Raw genomic sequence first — 20,290 nt, 5'->3', positions numbered from 1 at the left:
CTACTCCAACGCAGCTGCCTGCGCGATGCTTTGCGTCAATGAAAGATTTCCTGAAGCATCGATGGCCACCACATCAGGCTCGAGCGTGATGGTTGCCGCAGCTCCTGGGGCAGTCATCTTCAATTCTTCAGTTGCCATGGTACGAAGATTGCTCGGACTTGCGATCAGGGATTTCTGCACAGCCAAGGACTGACCTTCCGAGCGCATGGTTGCGATCTCTGAGCGCAGCTCGCTCGAAGCTGAGGCGGCGCTATACGCCGCAGAGGCCAACCCGACCTGAATGAAGCCGATGCAAAGGACAACAGCCAAAACAGCGACGACGGCTTTCACCACCACCACATGAAAATTGGAAAGAGTGGAATGTTTTTCCTGCTTCTGACCAGGAACGACACGAACAGAAGGCTGCACGCGTTCGCGCACTGGCTGTTGCACGGCAGTATCGTAGCGATATGCTGGTGCTCCTGCCACAGGTTTCACCTTCCTTTAGGCAAATCGAGAACACGATGCGAACATGCCCTGCTTTGCCAGGTTGGGCATGACCGCTAAGTTAGTTCATCGAGTCGTTGCGCGATTCGGAGCTTGGCGCTCCTGCTGCGCGGATTGCGGGCGATCTCGTCCGCGTTCGGCACGATGGGCTTGCGTGTGATCTGTTTGAGTATCGGCTTGTTCCCGCAGACACATACGGGTAGGTCAGGCGGACAGGTACACCCTTGAGCGTAATCTTTGAAGCAATCCTTCACGATGCGATCTTCCAGCGAATGATAACTGATCACCGCGATACGACCGCCTGGTGCGAGCCAGCGAATGGCTGCTTCCAACCCTGCACGGAGCATATCGAGTTCCGCATTCACTTCGATGCGCAAAGCCTGGAACGTCCGTTTTGCCGGATGTCCTCCGCTTCGACGCGCTGAAGCTGGAACTGCCGCCTTGATGATGTCGACCAGTTGCTCGCTTTCGGTGATAGGCTCCTTTTCGCGACCCTTCACGATGAACTCCGCGATGCGGCTCGCCCACTTCTCATCTGAATATTGCCGGATGATCCGAGCGAGATCTGTTGCGTTTTTGGTGTTGATGATCTCTGCTGCGGTTATAGTGTGTTTACTCGGATCCATCCGCATATCGAGTGGGCCACTTTCCTTAAAGGAAAAGCCGCGAGAAGGTGTATCGATCTGCACCGATGAAACGCCGATGTCGAAAAGGATGGCATCTATCGAAGGGACTTCTGCTTCCAAGAGCAGTTCGTCCAACTTTCCGAAGTTACCGTAGAGCACATCTATCTCTGGTCGAACGTCGTCGGGCAGTGCCGAGAGGCGTGCAGTGGCTGCATCCAGTGCTACCTGATCTTGGTCGATGCCGATGAGGTGTCCGGTCGGACCAATGAGCTTAGCTGCTGCAAGCGAATGGCCCGCTCCCCCAAGGGTTGCATCGACGTATGTCTTGCCCGGAGAAAGCTCCAAACCTTGAAGGCATTCATCGAGCAGTACAGGTATATGCCGATATTCGTTTGTCACTGTGCAAGCATTCTAGGATTCGCTCATCAGCGATGCCAGATCGACAGAGCCGACGAATTCATCCCAGCGCTTAGCGTCCCAGATCTCGAAATGATCCTCATCGCCCACGAAAACCACGTCCTTCTTCAACCCAGCGATCTCTCGCTGAGCGGGAGTAAGGTGGATACGGCCCGAGTTATCAATCTCGCAGTTCCTCACACGAGAATTGAGTACCTTACGCAGCGCAGACTTGCGTTTGCTGCTGACGTCAAAGCCACCCTCCCCTTCAAAGAGGCCCTCTACCCAGTTGGAGTAGTCCTCGACCTCGAAGACGTAGAGGCATTGGTTTTCTGGATCCGGGGTGATCCTGAGATCCTGTGAGAGCACTTTTCTGAAAGAAGATGGAAGCGACAAGCGACCCTTGGGATCCATCTTGTGACGGTATTCGCCTAAGAGCTCACTCATTACTCACTCCTCTCAAAACTAGACTCTCCGCTGCCGTTATTTTAATCCGAATAGGTCCACAATGCAACACAAAATGGGATTTTGCCCCACTTTTCTCCCACTTGCTCCCCCACTTTTGACCAGGAATTTCTGCATAACACTATATGTTGTGTATTCCTTTTGAATATATGTCTAGATATAGGGTGTGGTTTGGTGGAACGAAGTGGGAGAATTTTTTGATAAGGCGGCAAAAATGCTGCCATTCACGCCAAGAACTGCTTCTCTTTCACCTCAAAACGAACGGAAAGGGCACGGATTCGCCCCAAAGTGGGATGCAAGATCATCGGGCAAATGGAGCATGCTCACAGCAAATAAAAAGCGCCCCGAAGGGCGCTTGACTCGACTGGATCGTTAAGGCGGGACTAAGCCGCATTCACAAGGTGTTCGAGCTCGACCTTGCTATTGAAGCGACGAACATCATCAGGGTTAGACACCTTCACCACTTCGCCCACCCAGGTATTGCCATTGTCAGCGAATTTATCCGTACGAACGATATAGGTGAAACGGATACGCTGATCGTTGGAAACGTTCTTCTCGTCGAAAGAGTATTCCAGATTACGAAGCACGCGCTGAAGTGCAGGGACATACGCTTCAGATTCAACGCGTACGATGCCCGCTTCAGGATTGTAGATAACGCCTGAGCCCAGAAAAGACGTGCGGATGAAACGGCGGCGTTTGTTCTCGGACCATTTGATCAAGACGCAAACCGCGATGATCACGACCCACCAAACGATGGTGACCACCAGATCGAGCGGATCATCGACCAGATTGAAGCCAAGTGCATACCACATTGCCAAGAAGACTATCGAAGCCACGACCAAGATCGCAACGATGATCCAATTGCTCTTTTTCATTGATACCCCCCCCCACGACATTTTTTTCAAAATGCGGCAGGAACGATACTGATAGGTTTTCATGATTGCGGGAATCTCCCCTCGACAGTTTTATCACAGTCTCGCGTGGGTGCCTTGGTAGGAAATCACCTGCGAACAGGGGCTATTTTTCGAGCGGTACATTTTGGGGACTTTTCGGCATCGCTCATTCATGGGCTATTACATACGCACGAATCAACTCATATCCGTTCGCTTCGTGGTGAATGATAGAATAATGACAGGATAAGTTGACCTGCAAGAACAAGAGGAACAGAACTTAGATGCCAGACTCATCGAAAGAATTAGTGGTACGCCGTTCCGAATGGCGCGAAGAAGATATCGCTCTGCTCTGCGGCATAGCCAACGCGGGTGGAGGCAGCCTGATGATGTCTCCGAGCGCCGATAACAGCGCACGGCGCATCAAACATATTCGCAAGAGCTTCGAATCGATCCCGCGTCTTTCCCAACGCGAACTTGGTCTTGCCTGCACTACCGAACCGGTCATGGACGGCACCGAGCTCTGTCTGGAGATCATCGTTCCTGCCGCCGATTTTCCCCTGCGCTATCGCAACAACTACTATCTGTATACCGACGGCATCAACACCGTGGTGACCAAGGACATCCTTACCCGCCTGTTCAAAGACTGGCAGTCCACGGACCACCTCGGATCATCGCCAGAGAGCCCTGAGAACACCACTTCCCCTGATCAGGAAAGCTCGCCGCACGCACCAGCGCACCAGCTTCAACATGGCAGCGACCCTAGCATCGACCGAAAGGTCACCTTCAAAGAGCGCTCTATCGCCGCTGCCAATGGCTTGAATATGACCAGTACCGATGAATTCATCTTGAAAGCGCTCGAGACCAACGGCCGCGTGACGGCTCTGCGTATCGCCGAAGTGCTTGGCGTGAGCGAGAGCACCGTACGTCGCTCATTTCGCCGTCTGCGCGAATATGGATTCATCGAGCGTATCGGCTCCAATAAAGCTGGTTACTGGCGCCTAACGGATTAAGCGATCAAACCGCAGCACACCAGGCGATTCGCAGCCTGATCCTGTCCCCGGTTAGTGGCGGAGGAGCTTGCGTTTCAGTTTGCCGAGGATCGAGCCGAGAAGCTGATATTCGGGAACGCGCAGCAGCTTGCACAGGCCGAACGCGATAACGAGCCCGATCACGCCACAACCGCACACCACCACGACCGCTTCGATGATGGCCGCAGCCCCTGTGAGCGGAAACGCTCCGAGCGCGAACTGCGAGAGCGCGAACACTACCACCCCTGCGATGACGCTTGCGATCGCAGTCTTCACGAACATGCTGATGATAGGACCATTCCCATAGGACCCCACCTTGCTGCGCACGATGATCGAGCACACCACGAACATCACGCCGTAGAAGAAGAAGTCCGTCAGAGGGATGCCTGCAAGACCGACAGGGCCCGAGCACAGATACCAGTAGAAGAACACCTGCACGAAACGCAGCAGGAAGTCGACTAGCGCGAATTGCACGAACTTGCGCATGGCCGCGAACACGCGATACATATACATATACCCCGCGTAGAACGGCAGACTGAACGTCCAGACCATCAAGATCACGCCGACCGTTTGAGTGTCTTCAGCATTGAACGCGCCCGCCTGGAACATCTGCATGAGAGGAAATGCCAAGCCACACACCATGGCCGCAAGCGGGATCATCAAGAAGAACGTATTGCGAAGACCGCTGGAGATATAACGGCGAAAACCCGGCCAATCATCGCGCGCTGCACAATCGGAGAGTTCGGTGAGCAGCGTGGTCCCCAGAGAGACCGCAATGACGCCATAGGGTAGCTGATACCACATCCAGGCGTAATTCAGCGTTGATGGACCATTGGGCGTGGCCTGCAGCGCGAAGGCGTTCTTGCAGGAGAAGGTGATCATAGTACCCGCGATGTAGAGGAACATCGGTGCTGCGACCTTCAATGCCTCCACCAGCATGGGATCGCGCAGGTTCACGTAAGGGCGCAAACGCACACCGCGCTTGATGAGCGCCGGCACCTGGGCGCCGAACTGCACCAACACGCCCACCGAGGTACCCACTGCCAACCACCACATTGCGAACGTGGGATCCCACGCCGAAAGCGGCACGAAGCCGAACATGGTCACGATGACCACCAGATTGTTCACTACAGGCGCGAGCGACGGAGCAAGATAGGAGCGTTCCGCATTCAAGATGCCCGAGATGACCGCACCCAGACCATAGAGCAGGATCTGCACCGCGAACACCCGGAAGAAGAAGACCGCCATCTCCTTGGCGGCTGGATCGCCGCCCGCAAAGGTCTGCGTCTCGATGACCTGCGCCGAGAAGATGGAGCACGCCAACGCCAGCACGCCCAACACGATAGCTGTGAGCGTGATCATGTTAGACGCGAACGTCTGCGCTCCCCCATCGCCATTCTTTTCCTTCTGGAGCAGATAGAGCGGCAGGAACGCCGTTGCTAAGATGCCACTAGCAGCTAATTCATAGATCATCGCCGGCATGTTGTAGGCGATGTTATATGCCGAAGCCAACACCGTGTTGCCAAGCGCGAATGCCATGGCCCATGTGCGCACCAAGCCCGTAACGCGCGAAGCGAGCGTGGCCAGCGTGATCAGGCTGGTATTCTTGATGATGTTGGAACTTGAATCGTTTGCCACGGGTCCTCTTTATGCGACTATAATTAATTGATCCGACAAACCATGTTAAGGGAAATCACATGCGCATCCTGATCGTTCGCAACAACTTCAACCCAAAAGCGATCGAAGCATCATATCTGCTCGAGGCATTCTTCGATAAGCAAGGCATCGAATATCAGACCTACGACTGTGACGAGCTGCGCTCCCCTCACGTTATTATCGACCAAGATGCCTCGGTTGACGAACCAGCTTTCAATCTAGCGGTTGTTTTAGGGGGCGATGGCACCATCCTTTGCACCGCCGACCAGATCCGCACCCAGCGCATTCCCATCTTGGGCATCAACTTCGGACATCTGGGCTTCATGGCTAACCCCAACGATGAAGGCGTGATCGCTATCGTAAGCGCTGCGCTCGCAGGTGAAGTTACCGTGGAAGCGCGCACCAACCTACGCATCGAGGTCTATTGCGAAAACGATGCCGCCAGCGAAGCTTCCCCTAACGATGTTCGCGAAGAGTCGCTTGCGGCTGATCTCCTGGCAGCTGATTCGCTGGCATCCGATCCTATCTTGAAGGGCGAAGATACCAAGCCACAACAGTTCTTCGCCTTGAATGAGATGGTCATCGCGCGCGGCGACCAAGGACGCATCATCGACTTCACTTACAGCATCTCTGGCGCACGCATCGGCAACATGCGCGGCGACGGGTTGATCGTTGCTTCGGCCACGGGATCGAGCGGATACGCGCTCTCAGCTGGCGGCCCACTGGTCGATCCAAGCTTCCAGGGCCTGGTAGCAGTACCGATCGCACCCCACACGCTCCAATCACGCGCCATGGTGACCGGCGCTTCAGATGTGGTCGAGATCGATCTTGATGCCTCTCTGGCGAATCGTGCAGCCACCTTGTTCATCGACGGTGAGCGCATCGAGCTGAATTCTCCCGTGCGCAAGGTGGTGGTAGCCACAGGCGATGAGCCAACGTTGCTGCTGCGCTACCAGCCCAAGTCATTCTACGCTCACGCGTCGGATACATTCTTCAAGTCCTAACAGACGCTCGAGCGAACTGCGCTTCGAAGAGCAAGCGGGCCGAAGCTGCTCGCCCCGTCAAGCTCACGCTCTATTTCCAACAGATTAAATGCGTGTGAACCCAGGTTTCATCTTGCGCATCAAGAGCCTCTTTGCTCGTAGAATCAAATAACGGTTGGACCGTCTGCAACAGCGGCACCCACCCATGGGCGAAAGAACCACCCATGCAGGGACGTTCACCGTGAAGGAGCATCATGGCTAAGCACATCTTCGTGACGGGCGGCGTGGTATCGTCGCTAGGCAAGGGCATCACCGCAGCATCGCTCGGGCATCTGCTGAAAGCGCGTGGATATAAGGTGACCATGCAGAAGATGGACCCTTACCTGAATGTTGACCCAGGCACTATGTCGCCGTTTCAACATGGCGAAGTCTTCGTCACCGATGATGGCCAAGAGGCGGATCTTGACCTGGGCCATTATGAACGATTCATCGATGAGAACCTGTCCAAGGAATCGAACTTCACCCAAGGGTCGATCTATCAGACGCTCATCGCACGCGAACGTCGCGGCGACTTTCTGGGTGGAACCGTACAGGTCATTCCCCATGTTACCGAGGCCATCAAAGAGCGCCTCTATCGCATTGCCGACCAATCGAACGCCGACATCGTCATCTCAGAGATCGGCGGCACCATCGGCGATATCGAGTCGCTACCCTTCATCGAGGCGGCACGCCAATTCAAGAAGGAACGCCCCGCTGACGACGTCTGCTTCGTGCACGTGACATTGGTGCCCTACATCGCGGCGGCGCACGAGGTGAAGACCAAGCCCACGCAGCACAGCGTGAAGGAGCTGCGCTCACTGGGCGTGCAACCTGACTTCATCGTGTGCCGTTCCGACCATGAGATAACCTGCGCTACGCGCGAGAAGATCGCACTGTTCTGCGATGTTGCACCACGTGAAGTGCTCTCGTGCACTGACGCGCCTTCTATTTACGAAGTACCGGTCATGCTGGCCGAACAAGATTTCGACGTGCAAGTACTCGAGCGGTTGGGGCTGCCAGTGGCACCCATCAACATCACGCCACTGCAAGAGTTCCTGGCAGCGCGCGATGCATGCGAGGGCACGGTGGACATCGCCATCGTGGGCAAATATGTGAGCCTACCTGACGCCTATCTTTCGATCATCGAGGCGTTGCATCATGCGGGCATCGCCCAGAGTATGGATGTTGACGTGCACCTGATCGATGGCGAAGAGCTGAATGCAGACAACGCCGACGAGATGCTCGGTTCTATGCAAGGCATCCTGGTACCGGGCGGTTTTGGCCAGCGTGCGTTCGAGGGCAAGATCGAAGCGGCGCACTACGCACGCGAACATGATATTCCCTTCCTAGGGATCTGCCTGGGTCTGCAGGCTGCGGTATGCGAATTCGCACGAAACGTGGCGGGGCTCGAAGGGGCCACATCGGCTGAGTTTGACGAAGGGGCACCCTATCGCGTGGTCGATCTGATGCCTGAGCAGGAGGATGTCGAGGACAAGGGTGGCACGATGCGTCTGGGAGCGTATCCGTGCAAGGTCGCGCCAGGGACGCAGGCTCACCGCGCATACGGCGAAGATCTTATCTACGAACGCCACCGCCATCGCTACGAAGTGAACAACACCTATCGCGATACGCTCACGAAGGCAGGTTTGGTGATCTCAGGTGTTTCACCTGATGAGCGCTTGGTTGAGATGATCGAACTGCCTGATCATCCATGGTTCGTAGCAAGCCAGGGGCACCCTGAATTCAAGAGCCGCCCCACCAAGCCACATCCGCTCTTCATGGGCTTCGTCGAAGCCGCGCGTGCTTGATCGATGCGCTCGGTCGGCATGTTATCACCGTAAGCAGCCATCATGCCCTAACGTCTGTACCTTGTTCGAGTGATGCAGAGCGCATTACAATGAGAGCATGGAACAACTCATCGAGGAATACTTCGCCTACATGGCCATCGAACGTGGAGCTTCGCCTCTTACCATCGATGCATACAACAAGGATCTGACCACCTATCGCGAATTCCTCGAATCACGCGGCAAGACCACGATCGAGCAGATCGAGCGCGATGACATCTTGGCATTCCAGAAAAGCTTGCTCGATCAGGGGTTCGCAGTGTCAACCATCGAACGCCGCCTGTCTGCCATCAAGGGCTTGCACCGGTTTGCGCTGCGCGAGAACTACGTGAAGAGCGATCCGGCTCAGGCTATTCCCCTACCGAAGAAACCAGGGCGTCTTCCTGATGTGCTCTCTATCGATCAAGTTTCTACCATGCTCGACAAAGTGGATACCTCAACCATCATCGGCAAGCGCGACATCACTATCCTTGAGATGCTCTATGGCTGCGGTCTGCGCGTAAGCGAACTGGTGAACCTCGATCAGGGAAACGTGCTGCTAGAAGACGGATTCTTGCGCGTATTCGGCAAGGGCAGCAAAGAACGCATGGTGCCCATTTCCGGCATCGCATTCGAGCGTCTGATCGACTACCTGAACGACGCGCGCCCCGAGCTTGTTAGCGCAAAGACTACAGGAAACAATGCGCTGTTCCTGAATGCGCGCGGTGGAAGGCTCACACGTCAAAGCGTGCACAAGATCGTCTCGAATGCAGGTCTGTTGATCGGCGTGAAGAACCTCCACCCACACACCCTGCGTCATTCCTTCGCCACACACCTGCTCGAAGGCGGAGCCGACCTGCGCTCGATCCAAGACATGCTCGGTCACGCTGACATCGCCACCACCCAGATCTACACACACGTGCAGATGAGCCACATCAAAGAAGAGTACCTCTCCGCTCACCCCCGCGCGCAAGAATAACCTGGTGATAGTGCACGGTGCTGCGGATGTAAGGTGAGGGTGCAGAACTTACTCTGAACACTAACTTGAAAAGATAGAACCTGCTGGAAGCGGGTTCGCATAAATGAGCATGAGGCAGTGCAGCGCATGAGTGTAGACAAATTGGGGGCATAGCCCTTTTGTCTACACGAACAGCGGAGCGGGTAAGTTATGCAGCATTACCTTGCAGCCGCAGCACCCCGGAAGATTCGCTTTAATCTATGGGCCTGCGATGATCAGGCTCGACGGTGAGCACGAGCGGCCCATCTTCAGTGATAGCCACTGTCTTCTCGAAGTGCGCCGAAGGTTTCCCATCGCGCGTGCAAACCAACCACCCATCAGGCATCTGCTTGGTCTTATACGTACCCATGTTGATCATCGGTTCGATGGCCAACACCATGCCCACCTCGAGCGGGACCCCCGAATGCTTGCGTCCGTAATTAGGCACATTCGGCTCTTCATGCATCACGCGCCCGATGCCATGACCCACATATTCGCGCACCACGCCATACCCATTCGCTTCAGCGATCTGCTGGATCGCGTGCCCGATATCACCCAAGTGGTTTCCTGGACGCGCAGCATCGATACCTGCCCACATGCATTCTTCGGTCACTTTGAGCAACCGCTGCTTCTTGGGCGAGATCTTGCCCACAGCGAACGTCCAGGCGTTATCGCCCACCCAGCCACCGACCGTAGCACCCGTATCGATGGAGATGATATCGCCTTCTTGCAGGATAACGCCCTCGGCAGGGATGCCATGTACGATCTGCTCGTTCACCGAAGCACAGATCGAGCCAGGGAATCCGCCATAGCCTTTGAATGCAGGAATGCCCCCACCCTGCCGGATAACCTCTTCAGCAATGCGATCGAGCTCAAGCGTTGAAACGCCCGGAGCTACTGCCGCACCCGCTATGCGCAGTGCTTTTGCGCTCAGTTCGCCCGCTTTCGCCATTGCTTCGATCTCGCGCGGAGACTTCTTGATGATCATATCGAATACCTTCCCGCCACTAAAGCGAGCGTCGGAGATTGTCTGCTACTATGTCTCTAGCTTACTAAGAAAAAGGTTGTCTATGCCAGATTCTCACAATAAAAGACCAGACTATCGTCCTACAAGGCGCCCCAATCCCACACCCCGAAGAAGAACGCAGGCTGCAGCGCGTACAAAGGCGAGAACCTCTTCTTCGCAAGATCACGCCTCTATTCGTACAACTTCCGCTCGTTCCGCAACGCAGATCCGCACTTCAGGCCGTACTGAAGCCCACACTGCAGCAGCTAGCTCCACGGGTCCAAGTCGTCTCATTCCCCTTATCGTGGTCGGTGTGATCATCATAGCGATCATCGCATTGGTCCTGAGCGTCTCTTCTTGCTCGAGCGATGGATCGGCCGATAGCAGCGATGTGCCTCTTGCCGCATCTGATCGTGCCGCCAGCCCTTCTCAGACCATCACGCTCTCTTTCGCTGGAGATTGCACGCTGGGAACCGACGAGAATTTCGACCGCAGCACGAGCTTCAACGCGAAATACGACGCCGTGAACGACCCTGGTTATTTCTTCGCAAACGTTGCCGAGATCTTCGCTAACGACGACACCACCATCGTGAACATGGAAGGCACGCTCACGCACTCCACTACGCGCGCAGACAAGACCTTCGCGTTCAAAGCCGATCCCGAATACGCGCAGATCCTGGTCGAAGGAAACGTGGAAGCGGCATCGCTCGCGAACAACCATTCTCATGATTATGGCGAACAAAGCTATACCGACACTATCGAGGCCGTTGAAGCGGCAGGTATTCCCACCTTCGGCTACGATCGCATCGCCTATCTTGACGTGAAGGATGTGAAGGTGGCGCTCATCGGCACATATGAGCTTGCCGAAGGAGCGGGCATCAAGGATGAGATGATCAACAACATCGAAACTGCCAAGCAGGCAGGTGCTCAGGTGATCGTGGTCTATTTCCACTGGGGAACCGAGCGTGAGACCGTACCCGACAGCGTTCAGATGGAGCTGGGGCATGCAGCCATCGATGCAGGTGCAACGCTCGTGGTGGGGTCGCATCCGCACGTTATCCAAGGCATCGAAGAGTACAAGGGACACCAGATCGTCTACAGTTTGGGTAATTTCTGTTTTGGAGGCAACAAGAACCCCAGCGATAAGGACTGCATGATCTTCCAGGCGACCATCACCGTTCAAGGTGATCAGGCAAGCGTCGATAGCACCGAGGTGATCCCCTGCTCTATTTCGTCAGTGAGCTCGAGCAACAACTATCAGCCCGCTCCAGCAACAGACGAAGAAAAGGAACGCATCGCTGCTAAGATCGAACGCTCATCCGAAGCCATCGCCCAAATGGCCGCGAACCTCTAACCCCTCCTGCTCGTAAACCGGGCACGGTGCTGCGGGTGTAAGGTAAGCGCGCAACACCCTAGAGGGCTTTCAGCTACTCCCCTTTGAAAACAGTGGGGCGCTTTTCGATGAAGGCGTAGACACCTTCGCGAAAGTCGTGAGTATCGGCGCATTCGCACTGGGTCGGAACTTCGATGCTATCGATCCACTGCTTGTACTGCGCGTAATTCGCGGCATAGACCTGCTTCTTGATGTTCTTATAAGCAACCGATGGTCCTGCGGCCAACTTACGCGCGAACTTCATGGTTGCCTCGTCCAGATCATGCTTGGGCACCATACGCGTGACCAAGCCCCAATCGTACATCTCGGTCACATCGACTGGTCGACCCGTCACCGCCAGATCCATCGTACGCGCTGGCCCGATGGTCTTCGACAGCAAATACGTAAGCCCCATATCAGGAACCAGAGCCAAGTTCACGAACGCTAAGATGAACTTCGCATTATCTGCGCAGATCATGAAGTCGCCGCTCAACGCCAAGCTCACGCCCGCGCCAGCCACCGAGCCTGCTACCGAAGTGATGACCAGCTTATCCATTGCTTTCAGCTTGTCGGTGATGATGCCGTTCTTCTCCATCATGGCATCCATCTTGATAGGCTCGCCCGATTCCAGCACCCCATGGAGCATCGCTACGTCGCCGCCTGCAGAAAACGCACGGGGCAATCCCTTGATCACGAGCACCTTCACTGCATCGTTGGTCTCAGCATCACTGATCGCATCGAGCAATTCAGCGCCCATCTGCATATCGAGCGCATTCAGATTCTCTTCGCACACTAGTGCGATGACCCCAACGCCATCTTCGATCGTGTAGGTGATCTTCTGATAATCCATCGAGATTCCTTTCGTCATCGGACAGCACCAAGAGCTCCTAAAGGCTCAGCTTGATGGCTTGATCCGTATGCGTTCGCAGCACAGTGTTCGTCGCTCTCAATTGAGACATAGCGCATGAAGTTCGCTAGGCCTTCTGCTTCGTGGGATCATACTTACCGGTAGCGTCAACGTAGCGGTCGCCGATCCATTTATTGGTTGCCATCACACCATCAGATCCGACGTAATAGTCGCCCACCCACGCATCTTTCTGCATGGCGCCTGAACTGTCATAGTAATACCACTTCGAGCTCTCCTGAGCCCAGCCAGTCTTCATAACGCCCGATGAATTGAACGAATAGGTCTTGCCATCGATCACCTTCTTGCCACGCTGCATAAGACCGGTCGATGGATCGAAATAATACCAATTACCTTGGGATTTCACCCAGCCCGAAGCACGAGCACCTGAGGAATCCAGATAGCACCATTCCTTGGCAGCCACGAACTTACCGTCATCGCCACGATTATTGTAGAGCGGGCGTCCATAGCCTACGATCCTTGCAGCGCTCAGAGCATATTCGCGTTTGGCAACGCAGTTAGAAGTATTGCCCTCGACGGTATAGATCTTCCCATTGCTGACCGCATACACGATTCCCGTATGGTTGATCTGTCCACCGCTCTGGAAGAATACCTGATCGCCAACTTGCGGAGCAGAGGTATACCACGACTTCTGGTCCTTGAAGAGCTGAGCGGAAACAGGCGTGTAGTCGTTGAAGGCACCACCAAGGAGCCCGCGCGCATTCTCGACACCGAACGCCTGAACGAAGCACCAATCGACGAACGCATCGCACCACATGTCAGCGTATTCCATGGTGCCCGGATCGATCGCATGCATGTCGCGACCATATTTCGTATGGTTGCCCGAGCCCGCGTTCGCGGTCTTGCTATCCAGTTGCGCATCGGTCGCTTTTTCGCGATAGCCCACTTCTGCCATCGCGATATCGATCACCTTCTGCTTGTCGAAGAACATACCATTGGCCAAGCCATCAGCACTTCCCTGACTCAACCAACCACCCGTGAACATCGCTCCGCTATGGGTCATGAAATAATCGGACTTACCGTCATTGATCCATTCGCCTGAAGCCATCAAGCCTGCCTTATCAGGCTGAAGCCAATACCACTTCGCGCCTGACTTATGCCAACCAGTCTTCAGAGCTCCCGAGGCGCTAGCATAGTACCAATCGCTGCCAACCTGGGCCCAGCTGTTGGAGGCCATCGCGCCCGAAGCTTTGGATACATAGCAAACATCATCGACCTGATAGCGACCCGTCTTCATCGCGCCTTCTTTAGCTGGATCGAGGTAGTACCAAACGCCACCAAGCTTCTTCCATCCAGTTGCCATGGCCCCTGATGCATTCAAGTAGTACCAGGTGCTCTTATGAAGTTGCCAGCCGGTCTTCATGGCACCAGATGCGGTGAGATAATACCAATCGGTACCATCCTTCAACCATGATTCGCTTGCCATCAGGCCGTTGTTCGTCGGCTCGAGCCAATACCATTTGCCTCCAGACTTATGCCAGCCAGTCTTCAGTGCTCCCGAGGCTGTGGCGTAATACCAATCAGTGCCGATCTGGATCCAGCGATTCGCCGCCATCGCGCCCGAAGCATCGCAGGCATACCATACCCCATCGACTTCAATAAGACCCGTCTTCATAGCAGCATCTGCTGGGTCGAGATAATACCACTTGCCACCCGTCTTCAGCCAGCCCGTCTTTGCGATCCCAGCCGCATCGAAGTAATACCATGTTCCATCGATGAGCTGCCATCCTGCGCCGTAGCCTTCAGGGATCAAAGGCGAATCGGAAGCGTCTTCAATATCAAGCGGAACATCTGCGTCCGATTCTTGCGGTTCATCAGGAATAGCCACCACAGCTATGTCAGCGTCATTCGAAGTCTGGCTTTCTTCTCCCTGCGACTCACTGCTCGCCTGGATGCCAGCAACTTCCGCCGCATCCGTTGGAGTGGCCGCGTCTTCAGCAACCAACGCCGCAACTTCAACATCTGCCGATGCCTGAGCATTCTCCTGCCCCTCATCCGCATAAGCAACGGAACCAACAAAGAGCAAAGCGGCCAAAACGATAGCGCTCAACCCGCGCAGCAAAGAATGCTTGGACTCACGGCCAAAGCAACAAGAACAACGAATCAAAGAATCACACCTCTATCAATGAAAGATTGCTTAAAACCGATTATACAGACTACCCCGACCACATCACGCCGATGCAACGAATCTCCTCGTCAAAAACCTCACACGGTGCCGCGGATGTAGGGTAAGGTCGCAGAATTTACTTCGCAGAGCAAACTTGAAAGACAGAATTCAGTGAAACTGAATTCGCGTAAACAAAACTGAAGAGCGGCCGCATGAGCCCGTAGGGCGAACAGGGTAGCGGGTAAATTATGTGCCATTACCCTGCGGCCGCAGCACCCCGAAAGATTCGTGGACAAAAAGGGCTACGCCCCCATTTTGTCCCCCATTTTGTCCACTGCCTCCGTCCCCCTCGGCTATGAGATAAGACCAGTGCTCTCGACCTTGTTCACATACCATTGCATGAATCTCTGCAGGGGTTTTCGCAGCGCATATCCCAAAAGAGCTGCTGGGATCAGGAACAATGCCAACTCACCCATGGAAATCCAATAGTCATTCTGATAGATACCGAGCATCGCCGCACGCATCGCATTCACCACATGCGTTGCGGGAAGCCACGGGCTGACCGCTTGCACGAACCACGGCAGGATCTGCAATGGATAAGAGCCACCACAGCCTGTCACTTGAACGATCAGCATCAAGACCGCAATAGCCTTACCCAAGTTCGCGAAGCTCACCACCAGCGCATAGATGATGAAGGTGAACACGAGCCCTGCGAACCAATATGCCAGCAAGAACAAGAGCGGGTGCATCACTGATATTTGCAAGAAGAACATGTTGCCTAACGCCATCAGCGTGGTCTGTGCGAGAGAGAGCACCGCGCAGACACCGAAATGCCCCGTGAACAACTGGCGCGGCTTCGGATCTTTCAGCTGGTCTTGTTCGCGCTGGGAAACGCGCGGTTTCACCACCACCATGATGAGCAGCGATCCGATGAAGATAGCAAGCGTTGCATAGAGCGGCGACATCGATGCTCCGAAGCTCTGCGAAGGGAACACGGCCTCTCGATGGATGCCTACTGGAGCAGAGAGCGCGCCTGCGAAGGTCTCAGGATCGGCCGACAGGAGCTCCTGAAGGGTTGCCGAATCACCTGCCTGAGCCGCCTCGCGCAGCTTGCTCGCGGTCGCACGCAGCTTGTTGGCCGCTTCGTGAAGCTGATCGGCTGTGGAATTCGCCTGCGCGAACGCGCCTGCCATCTGCCCGCGCACCGAAGCGGGGCCTTGATCGGTCAAGCTGGAAAGATCAGCGCTCTCGATCTTCCCAAGGCTCGTATCGAAAGCATTCACCGCAGCTGCAGTAGATTCCTTGAGCTGCTCGAGCGCAGGCCGCACCTCTTCATCGTACTGCCTTGAAAGCGCCTCGAGCTCGGTCTTCGCTTCTGCAGCAGCCGCTTCTATCGCCTCGCGATCGCTCGCGGCCTGCGTACGCGCATCATCGAGCGACTGTGCGCCATTGTTCAATTGGGTCTGAATATTCTGAACCAATACCACTGCTGCATCGAGACGCTGCGCAAGAGCTTCCACCGCTCCTTGCTGTTCAGCTGGCAGCTGCCCTTCGACCTGACGAAGCATCTCTGCCATAGAACGATAAGCGGCGATCTGTCCATCGAGCGCAGCTGACTGATCGCGCATGGTCTGCGCCATCTGCTGTGCCGAGCCTTCGATAGCATTAGTAGCGTTCTTTGCCGATGACGCCAACGTCTCATAAGAAGTTGCGCTCGCATCAAGTGCTTCCTTGAACGAATCCGTAGCTGAACCAAGCGCCGAGATCGCCTCGGACGTTCCCTCGAACGCCCCCTGACCCGCATCGGTCATATCCTTCAGAGAATCCTGGGTCGAAGCTATGAGCGCATAGGATGCATCGAGCGAACGCTGCGTTGAGCTCGCAAAGGCACTGAACAACTCAAGAGCATCAGCGGCTCCGTCAAGCTGGTCGCCCACCGCGTCCATATGGGTAGCCAGCGCCACCACACGCACATCAGCACCCGCTTGGTCAAGATACGTGGACATCATCTTCACGATGGAAAGCGACATCTCAGAAAGCGCTTTAGCGAATGCTTCGTTGACTTGATAAGAAACGGAGCTCGCCCCTTGATCGGTCACCTTCGGTGCAATGACATTCTTCTTCTCGTTGGAATAATAGGTGATCTGCGCATGGTCAACATCACTGTCGTAGAACGTCAGCATATCTTCGCTGAAGCTCTTCGGGATGACCACTGCTGCATAATACCGGCCCGCGCGAGCCCCGTCGACCGCTTCCTCTTCCGAGACGAATTCCCACTTGATCTGGTCATTTGCGCGAAGCTGCGAAATCACCTGTTCGCCAAGATTCACCCGCAATGGCACAAGGTCGCTCTGGTAGCCCTCATCGGTATTGGCTACCGCCACCTTCACATTGCCGGTGTTATCGAACACGTCCCAACAGGCGATGATGTTATACAACGCGAACAGCGAAGGGAGCAGGATAAGACCAAGCGTTACGATCACGTTCACCACGTTGGCGAATAGATGGCGAAGATCCATCTTGAATATGTGCCAAGCGTTGCGCATCGTCTATCGCTCACCTCCCCCGAAGCCGCCGCTTCCTTTCTGGCTGCGATGGTGCTTGCGCGCCTTATGCGCACCAGGAAGCGCGATGACATCATTGGGATCGAGCAGATAGTCCGCATCAGCATTGGTGTCTTCACGACCCTGACGTCCCGCGCTCATCTCCTCATAGAGATGCTGCAACTTCTCGGGCGCGAGCGAATCAAGTCGCATCTGGCGGCGCATGCTGTAGCGCAGATTCTCAACGATGATCAAGAAGCCCGCCACCACGCCGAACCAGATCAGCCACGCGGTGAGCAAGACGACCTTCTCCGTCATGTTCAGCGAAAATACGATGGTGAACGTCAGGGGCACCACGATGCCAACAACGACAGCTCCGCGGATCAGGCGCGGATACCATTTGTCGAAGCGCTCATAACGACGTACGATATCGTCGCGAAAGCCTTCCTGGTCCGAAAGCACCGAAAGCACCTGGCGCATACGATAGCGACGCGCCGGAATGTGCACGTTCTCGCCATTGTAGATATCCCCCTGCTCGATCTGACGTGCGAACATGCGATTCACGTTGGCCAAGAGCGGGCGCAACAAGATGCCGAGCGCCATGAAGATGATGAAGAACAACGCCAACACGCCCAAGCAAGTAACGTAGTCCGAGCCATAGAAGCCACAGATCGCTTCGCGAAGAGCTCCGATGCCATAGGTGAAGGGGAAGAACGGATAGATCGCCTGGAAGAAGGGTGAGGTCATCTCGATGGGATAAAGGCCTGTCGCACCAGGGATCTGCGCGAACACCAAGATGATACAGATACCTTTACCTACATGTTGCATCGTCACCGAAAGGCAATAGATGATGCTCAGATACGCAAGCGAGCATGCGGCCGCCGCCACATACAGTGCGGGCATGTTCACCGGCTGCACGCCCATGGCTAACAAGCCCGTGCAACACACAGCCGACTGCAAGACCACCAAGATAGCCAGCAGGCAGAAGCGTCCAAGATAGCGCTGCGTCAGCGTGAGCTTGCGAATACCGCGACCATCCACTTCCTGCTTCAAGATGATCAACAACATGAAGGCACCGATCCAGAAGGTCAGGTTCATGAACAAGGGCGCCATAGCTACACCGTAAGAGGTCAACGGGTAGAGCTGTTCGGTCTTGAGGCTGGTAGGTGAAGCCATGAAAGCTGCGACCTCATCGGCATTCAGATCCTCGGTCCCGATGATCTTCGCGAGGAATCCCGAAGTCGAAAGTGCTGCGATATCGGTGCGCACCTGGCTCAAGTCGCTCGAAGCCGCCGCTCCCACTTCCTGGGTCTTCGCCAACGCTTCGTTTGCAGTATCAAGGGTCGAGACCACTTGTCCCGCCAAGTCTTGTGACTGCTTCACCAATGTCTTTTGCTGCGCGACCACTTCAGACAGGTCACGTGCTGAACCCGATATCTTCGTCACCGCTCCCGCGAGTTGAGGAAGCGTTTCCGTAAACGCTTTGGTACCCGTGCTATTGACGATGCCGATCAGCTCTTGAGAGGCTGTGGCGAAATCCGTGTTGGCTTGCTTCAGGCTCTCGATGCTCTCACCAAGCTGGGCAGAGAGTGCTTCAAGGCTCTCCACAGTGGCCGTAGCCGACTCATTCATCCCTTGAAGCGAGTCGATAGCAGTTCTGAGCTGCGGCTTAGCGGGATTGGAATCGGGAAGCGTTTGATAGATCCGCTCAAGTTCCTCGATCAGGGCAGCATTTTCCGCAAGGAGCGGACGCGCCATGGCAAGAGCAGCATCCGCATCGCCCTTCGCTTCTGAAATAGAAGCAAGCCCCGATGAAACGGCCGTAGAGGTGAGCGTGGACATCTGAGAGAGGTTGGTGGTGATCTTGGAGAGCGATGCCTGCCCCTGCGCAGAAAAAGCCGTCAACGCCGTTGCCGCATCGCTTGCCTGTTGAGATGCGCTCTTCAGATCTGCACTCGCTTGATCGAGCTTTCCGTACGCTTCAGAAAGATCGTTATTGATGGCCGCGATCTTCTCTTTCGCTGTGACAGTGGCACCCTTCACGCTGTCGGCTGCGCGATCGAGCGAACCGAGAGCACCCAGGGCTTCATCAAGTTCAGAGAGCGCCTTCGACTTAACCGAAACGAGCTTCTCATGCGACTCATCCGATGCCGCGTCGATGGTCTGAGCCGCAATATGGCTCACCGTTCCCACGAATTCTGCGTTGATGGTACGGTCGAGCGTGCTTGCGCCCGTGTCGGTTATCTTGGGTGCGACCGGACCTGTCTTCTCGTTCACGTAATAGAGGATATCGGGACGCTGGAAGTCGCCCGTGGTTATCGTGAGCAGTTTCTCCGTGAAGTCCTCAGGGATGACGAAGACCGCATAGCTCTTGCCCGAAGCAAGCTCTTCCATTGCCTGATCGCGCCCAACGAATTGCCAGTCGAGCTGGTCATTCTCTTTCAAGCCATCAACCACCTGATCACCCACATCAAGATGACCCGTGATCTCTGAACTGCCACCAGCATCTTCATTCACCACGCATACGCGCAGTGCTCCCGTATTCCCATACGGATCCCAAAAGCCAGCAACGTTATACCAGGTATAGATGGATGGAAGGACGATAAGGAAGAGCACCACAACAAGCGCAGGTGGAACCTTGAGCAAACGAAGTATGTCGCGTTTGAGAACGAGCAAGACGTTCTTCATCGCGGGTGCTCACCCCTTCTTCTGCCTTCTTGAAGAAACATTAGTACGATGTTATCAAAATCAGCATGAAAGACATCATGGAAAGCGTTATCGCGCTTGGAAGAGCCGCCGAAGGCACGAGTCCCTTTGACTCAGGCACCTAAAAAGAAAACCGCCTGAACAGCGGTTATAGACAAAAAGAAATGCCCTGCATGAGCAGAACGCCCTATCCTCCCACGGACTACACCGCAGTACTTTCGGCGAAGAGGGGCTTAACT

General features: G+C 55.2%; 15 protein-coding genes. 5 read left to right on the top strand and 10 right to left on the bottom strand.

Annotated elements, in window-relative coordinates; genetic code table 11:
- From NFR25_RS05920 to NFR25_RS05905, 4 genes are all read right to left on the bottom strand, one after another.
- Positions 1-468 carry a hypothetical protein gene (locus NFR25_RS05920; protein WP_251198329.1) on the bottom strand — a complete coding sequence of 156 codons (468 nt, stop codon included), beginning with the start codon at positions 466-468 and terminating at the stop codon, positions 1-3.
- A gap of 74 nt (positions 469-542) precedes the next feature.
- On the bottom strand, positions 543-1,511 hold the full coding sequence (gene rsmH / locus NFR25_RS05915) for a 16S rRNA (cytosine(1402)-N(4))-methyltransferase RsmH (RefSeq protein WP_251198328.1): 969 nt from the start codon (positions 1,509-1,511) through the stop codon (positions 543-545).
- Positions 1,512-1,523: 12 nt separating this feature from the next.
- Positions 1,524-1,955 carry a division/cell wall cluster transcriptional repressor MraZ gene (locus tag NFR25_RS05910; RefSeq protein ID WP_251198327.1) on the bottom strand — a complete coding sequence of 144 codons (432 nt, stop codon included), beginning with the start codon at positions 1,953-1,955 and terminating at the stop codon, positions 1,524-1,526.
- A 401-nt stretch (positions 1,956-2,356) separates the two neighbouring features.
- Positions 2,357-2,848 (bottom strand): hypothetical protein, encoded by a 492-nt coding sequence (locus tag NFR25_RS05905; protein WP_251198326.1) that lies wholly within the window; start codon positions 2,846-2,848, stop codon positions 2,357-2,359.
- 299 nt (positions 2,849-3,147) lie between these two features.
- Here NFR25_RS05905 and NFR25_RS05900 point away from each other — a divergent pair, with 299 nt between their 5' ends.
- Complete coding sequence (locus NFR25_RS05900) at positions 3,148-3,876, top strand: Lrp/AsnC family transcriptional regulator (RefSeq protein WP_251198325.1); 729 nt, start codon at positions 3,148-3,150, stop codon at positions 3,874-3,876.
- 51 nt (positions 3,877-3,927) lie between these two features.
- Here NFR25_RS05900 and murJ read toward each other — a convergent pair whose 3' ends face one another.
- Positions 3,928-5,532 (bottom strand): murein biosynthesis integral membrane protein MurJ, encoded by a 1,605-nt coding sequence (gene murJ, locus NFR25_RS05895; RefSeq protein WP_251198324.1) that lies wholly within the window; start codon positions 5,530-5,532, stop codon positions 3,928-3,930.
- Between the two features lie 59 nt (positions 5,533-5,591).
- Here murJ and NFR25_RS05890 point away from each other — a divergent pair, with 59 nt between their 5' ends.
- The 3 genes from NFR25_RS05890 to xerD all read left to right on the top strand — a co-directional run bounded on the left by NFR25_RS05890 (position 5,592) and on the right by xerD (position 9,374).
- On the top strand, positions 5,592-6,554 hold the full coding sequence (locus NFR25_RS05890) for an NAD(+)/NADH kinase (RefSeq protein WP_251198323.1): 963 nt from the start codon (positions 5,592-5,594) through the stop codon (positions 6,552-6,554).
- Positions 6,555-6,787: 233 nt separating this feature from the next.
- Positions 6,788-8,380: a CTP synthase gene (locus NFR25_RS05885; protein WP_251198322.1), complete on the top strand. Its 1,593-nt coding sequence runs from the start codon at positions 6,788-6,790 to the stop codon at positions 8,378-8,380.
- 97 nt (positions 8,381-8,477) lie between these two features.
- Positions 8,478-9,374 carry a site-specific tyrosine recombinase XerD gene (gene xerD / locus NFR25_RS05880; RefSeq protein WP_251198321.1) on the top strand — a complete coding sequence of 299 codons (897 nt, stop codon included), beginning with the start codon at positions 8,478-8,480 and terminating at the stop codon, positions 9,372-9,374.
- Between the two features lie 232 nt (positions 9,375-9,606).
- Here the strand turns inward: xerD and map are convergent, their stop codons facing one another.
- Entirely contained in the window at positions 9,607-10,380 is a 774-nt protein-coding gene (map, locus tag NFR25_RS05875) for a type I methionyl aminopeptidase (protein ID WP_251198320.1), read from the bottom strand.
- A 331-nt stretch (positions 10,381-10,711) separates the two neighbouring features.
- Between map and NFR25_RS05870 the strand changes: the two genes are divergently transcribed.
- Positions 10,712-11,752 carry a CapA family protein gene (locus tag NFR25_RS05870; RefSeq protein WP_251198319.1) on the top strand — a complete coding sequence of 347 codons (1,041 nt, stop codon included), beginning with the start codon at positions 10,712-10,714 and terminating at the stop codon, positions 11,750-11,752.
- 73 nt (positions 11,753-11,825) lie between these two features.
- Here the strand turns inward: NFR25_RS05870 and NFR25_RS05865 are convergent, their stop codons facing one another.
- The 4 genes from NFR25_RS05865 to NFR25_RS05850 all read right to left on the bottom strand — a co-directional run bounded on the left by NFR25_RS05865 (position 11,826) and on the right by NFR25_RS05850 (position 20,033).
- Positions 11,826-12,620, bottom strand: a complete 795-nt coding sequence (locus NFR25_RS05865) for an enoyl-CoA hydratase/isomerase family protein (protein WP_251198318.1) — start codon at positions 12,618-12,620, stop codon at positions 11,826-11,828.
- Positions 12,621-12,744: 124 nt separating this feature from the next.
- Positions 12,745-14,802: a CHAP domain-containing protein gene (locus tag NFR25_RS05860; RefSeq protein ID WP_251198317.1), complete on the bottom strand. Its 2,058-nt coding sequence runs from the start codon at positions 14,800-14,802 to the stop codon at positions 12,745-12,747.
- 353 nt (positions 14,803-15,155) lie between these two features.
- On the bottom strand, positions 15,156-17,348 hold the full coding sequence (locus NFR25_RS05855) for a YhgE/Pip domain-containing protein (RefSeq protein WP_251198316.1): 2,193 nt from the start codon (positions 17,346-17,348) through the stop codon (positions 15,156-15,158).
- A 3-nt stretch (positions 17,349-17,351) separates the two neighbouring features.
- The gene (locus NFR25_RS05850; RefSeq protein WP_251198315.1) at positions 17,352-20,033 is read right to left on the bottom strand and encodes a YhgE/Pip domain-containing protein; all 2,682 of its coding nucleotides are present in this window, start codon (positions 20,031-20,033) and stop codon (positions 17,352-17,354) included.
- Positions 20,034-20,290: the final 257 nt, after the last annotated feature.

Source organism: Anaerotardibacter muris (genome assembly GCF_943192915.1).
Taxonomy (GTDB): domain Bacteria; phylum Actinomycetota; class Coriobacteriia; order Coriobacteriales; family Eggerthellaceae; genus Anaerotardibacter; species Anaerotardibacter muris.
The sequence above is the reverse complement of the archived record's forward strand: the minus strand, read 5'-3'. Positions and strand labels throughout refer to the sequence as shown.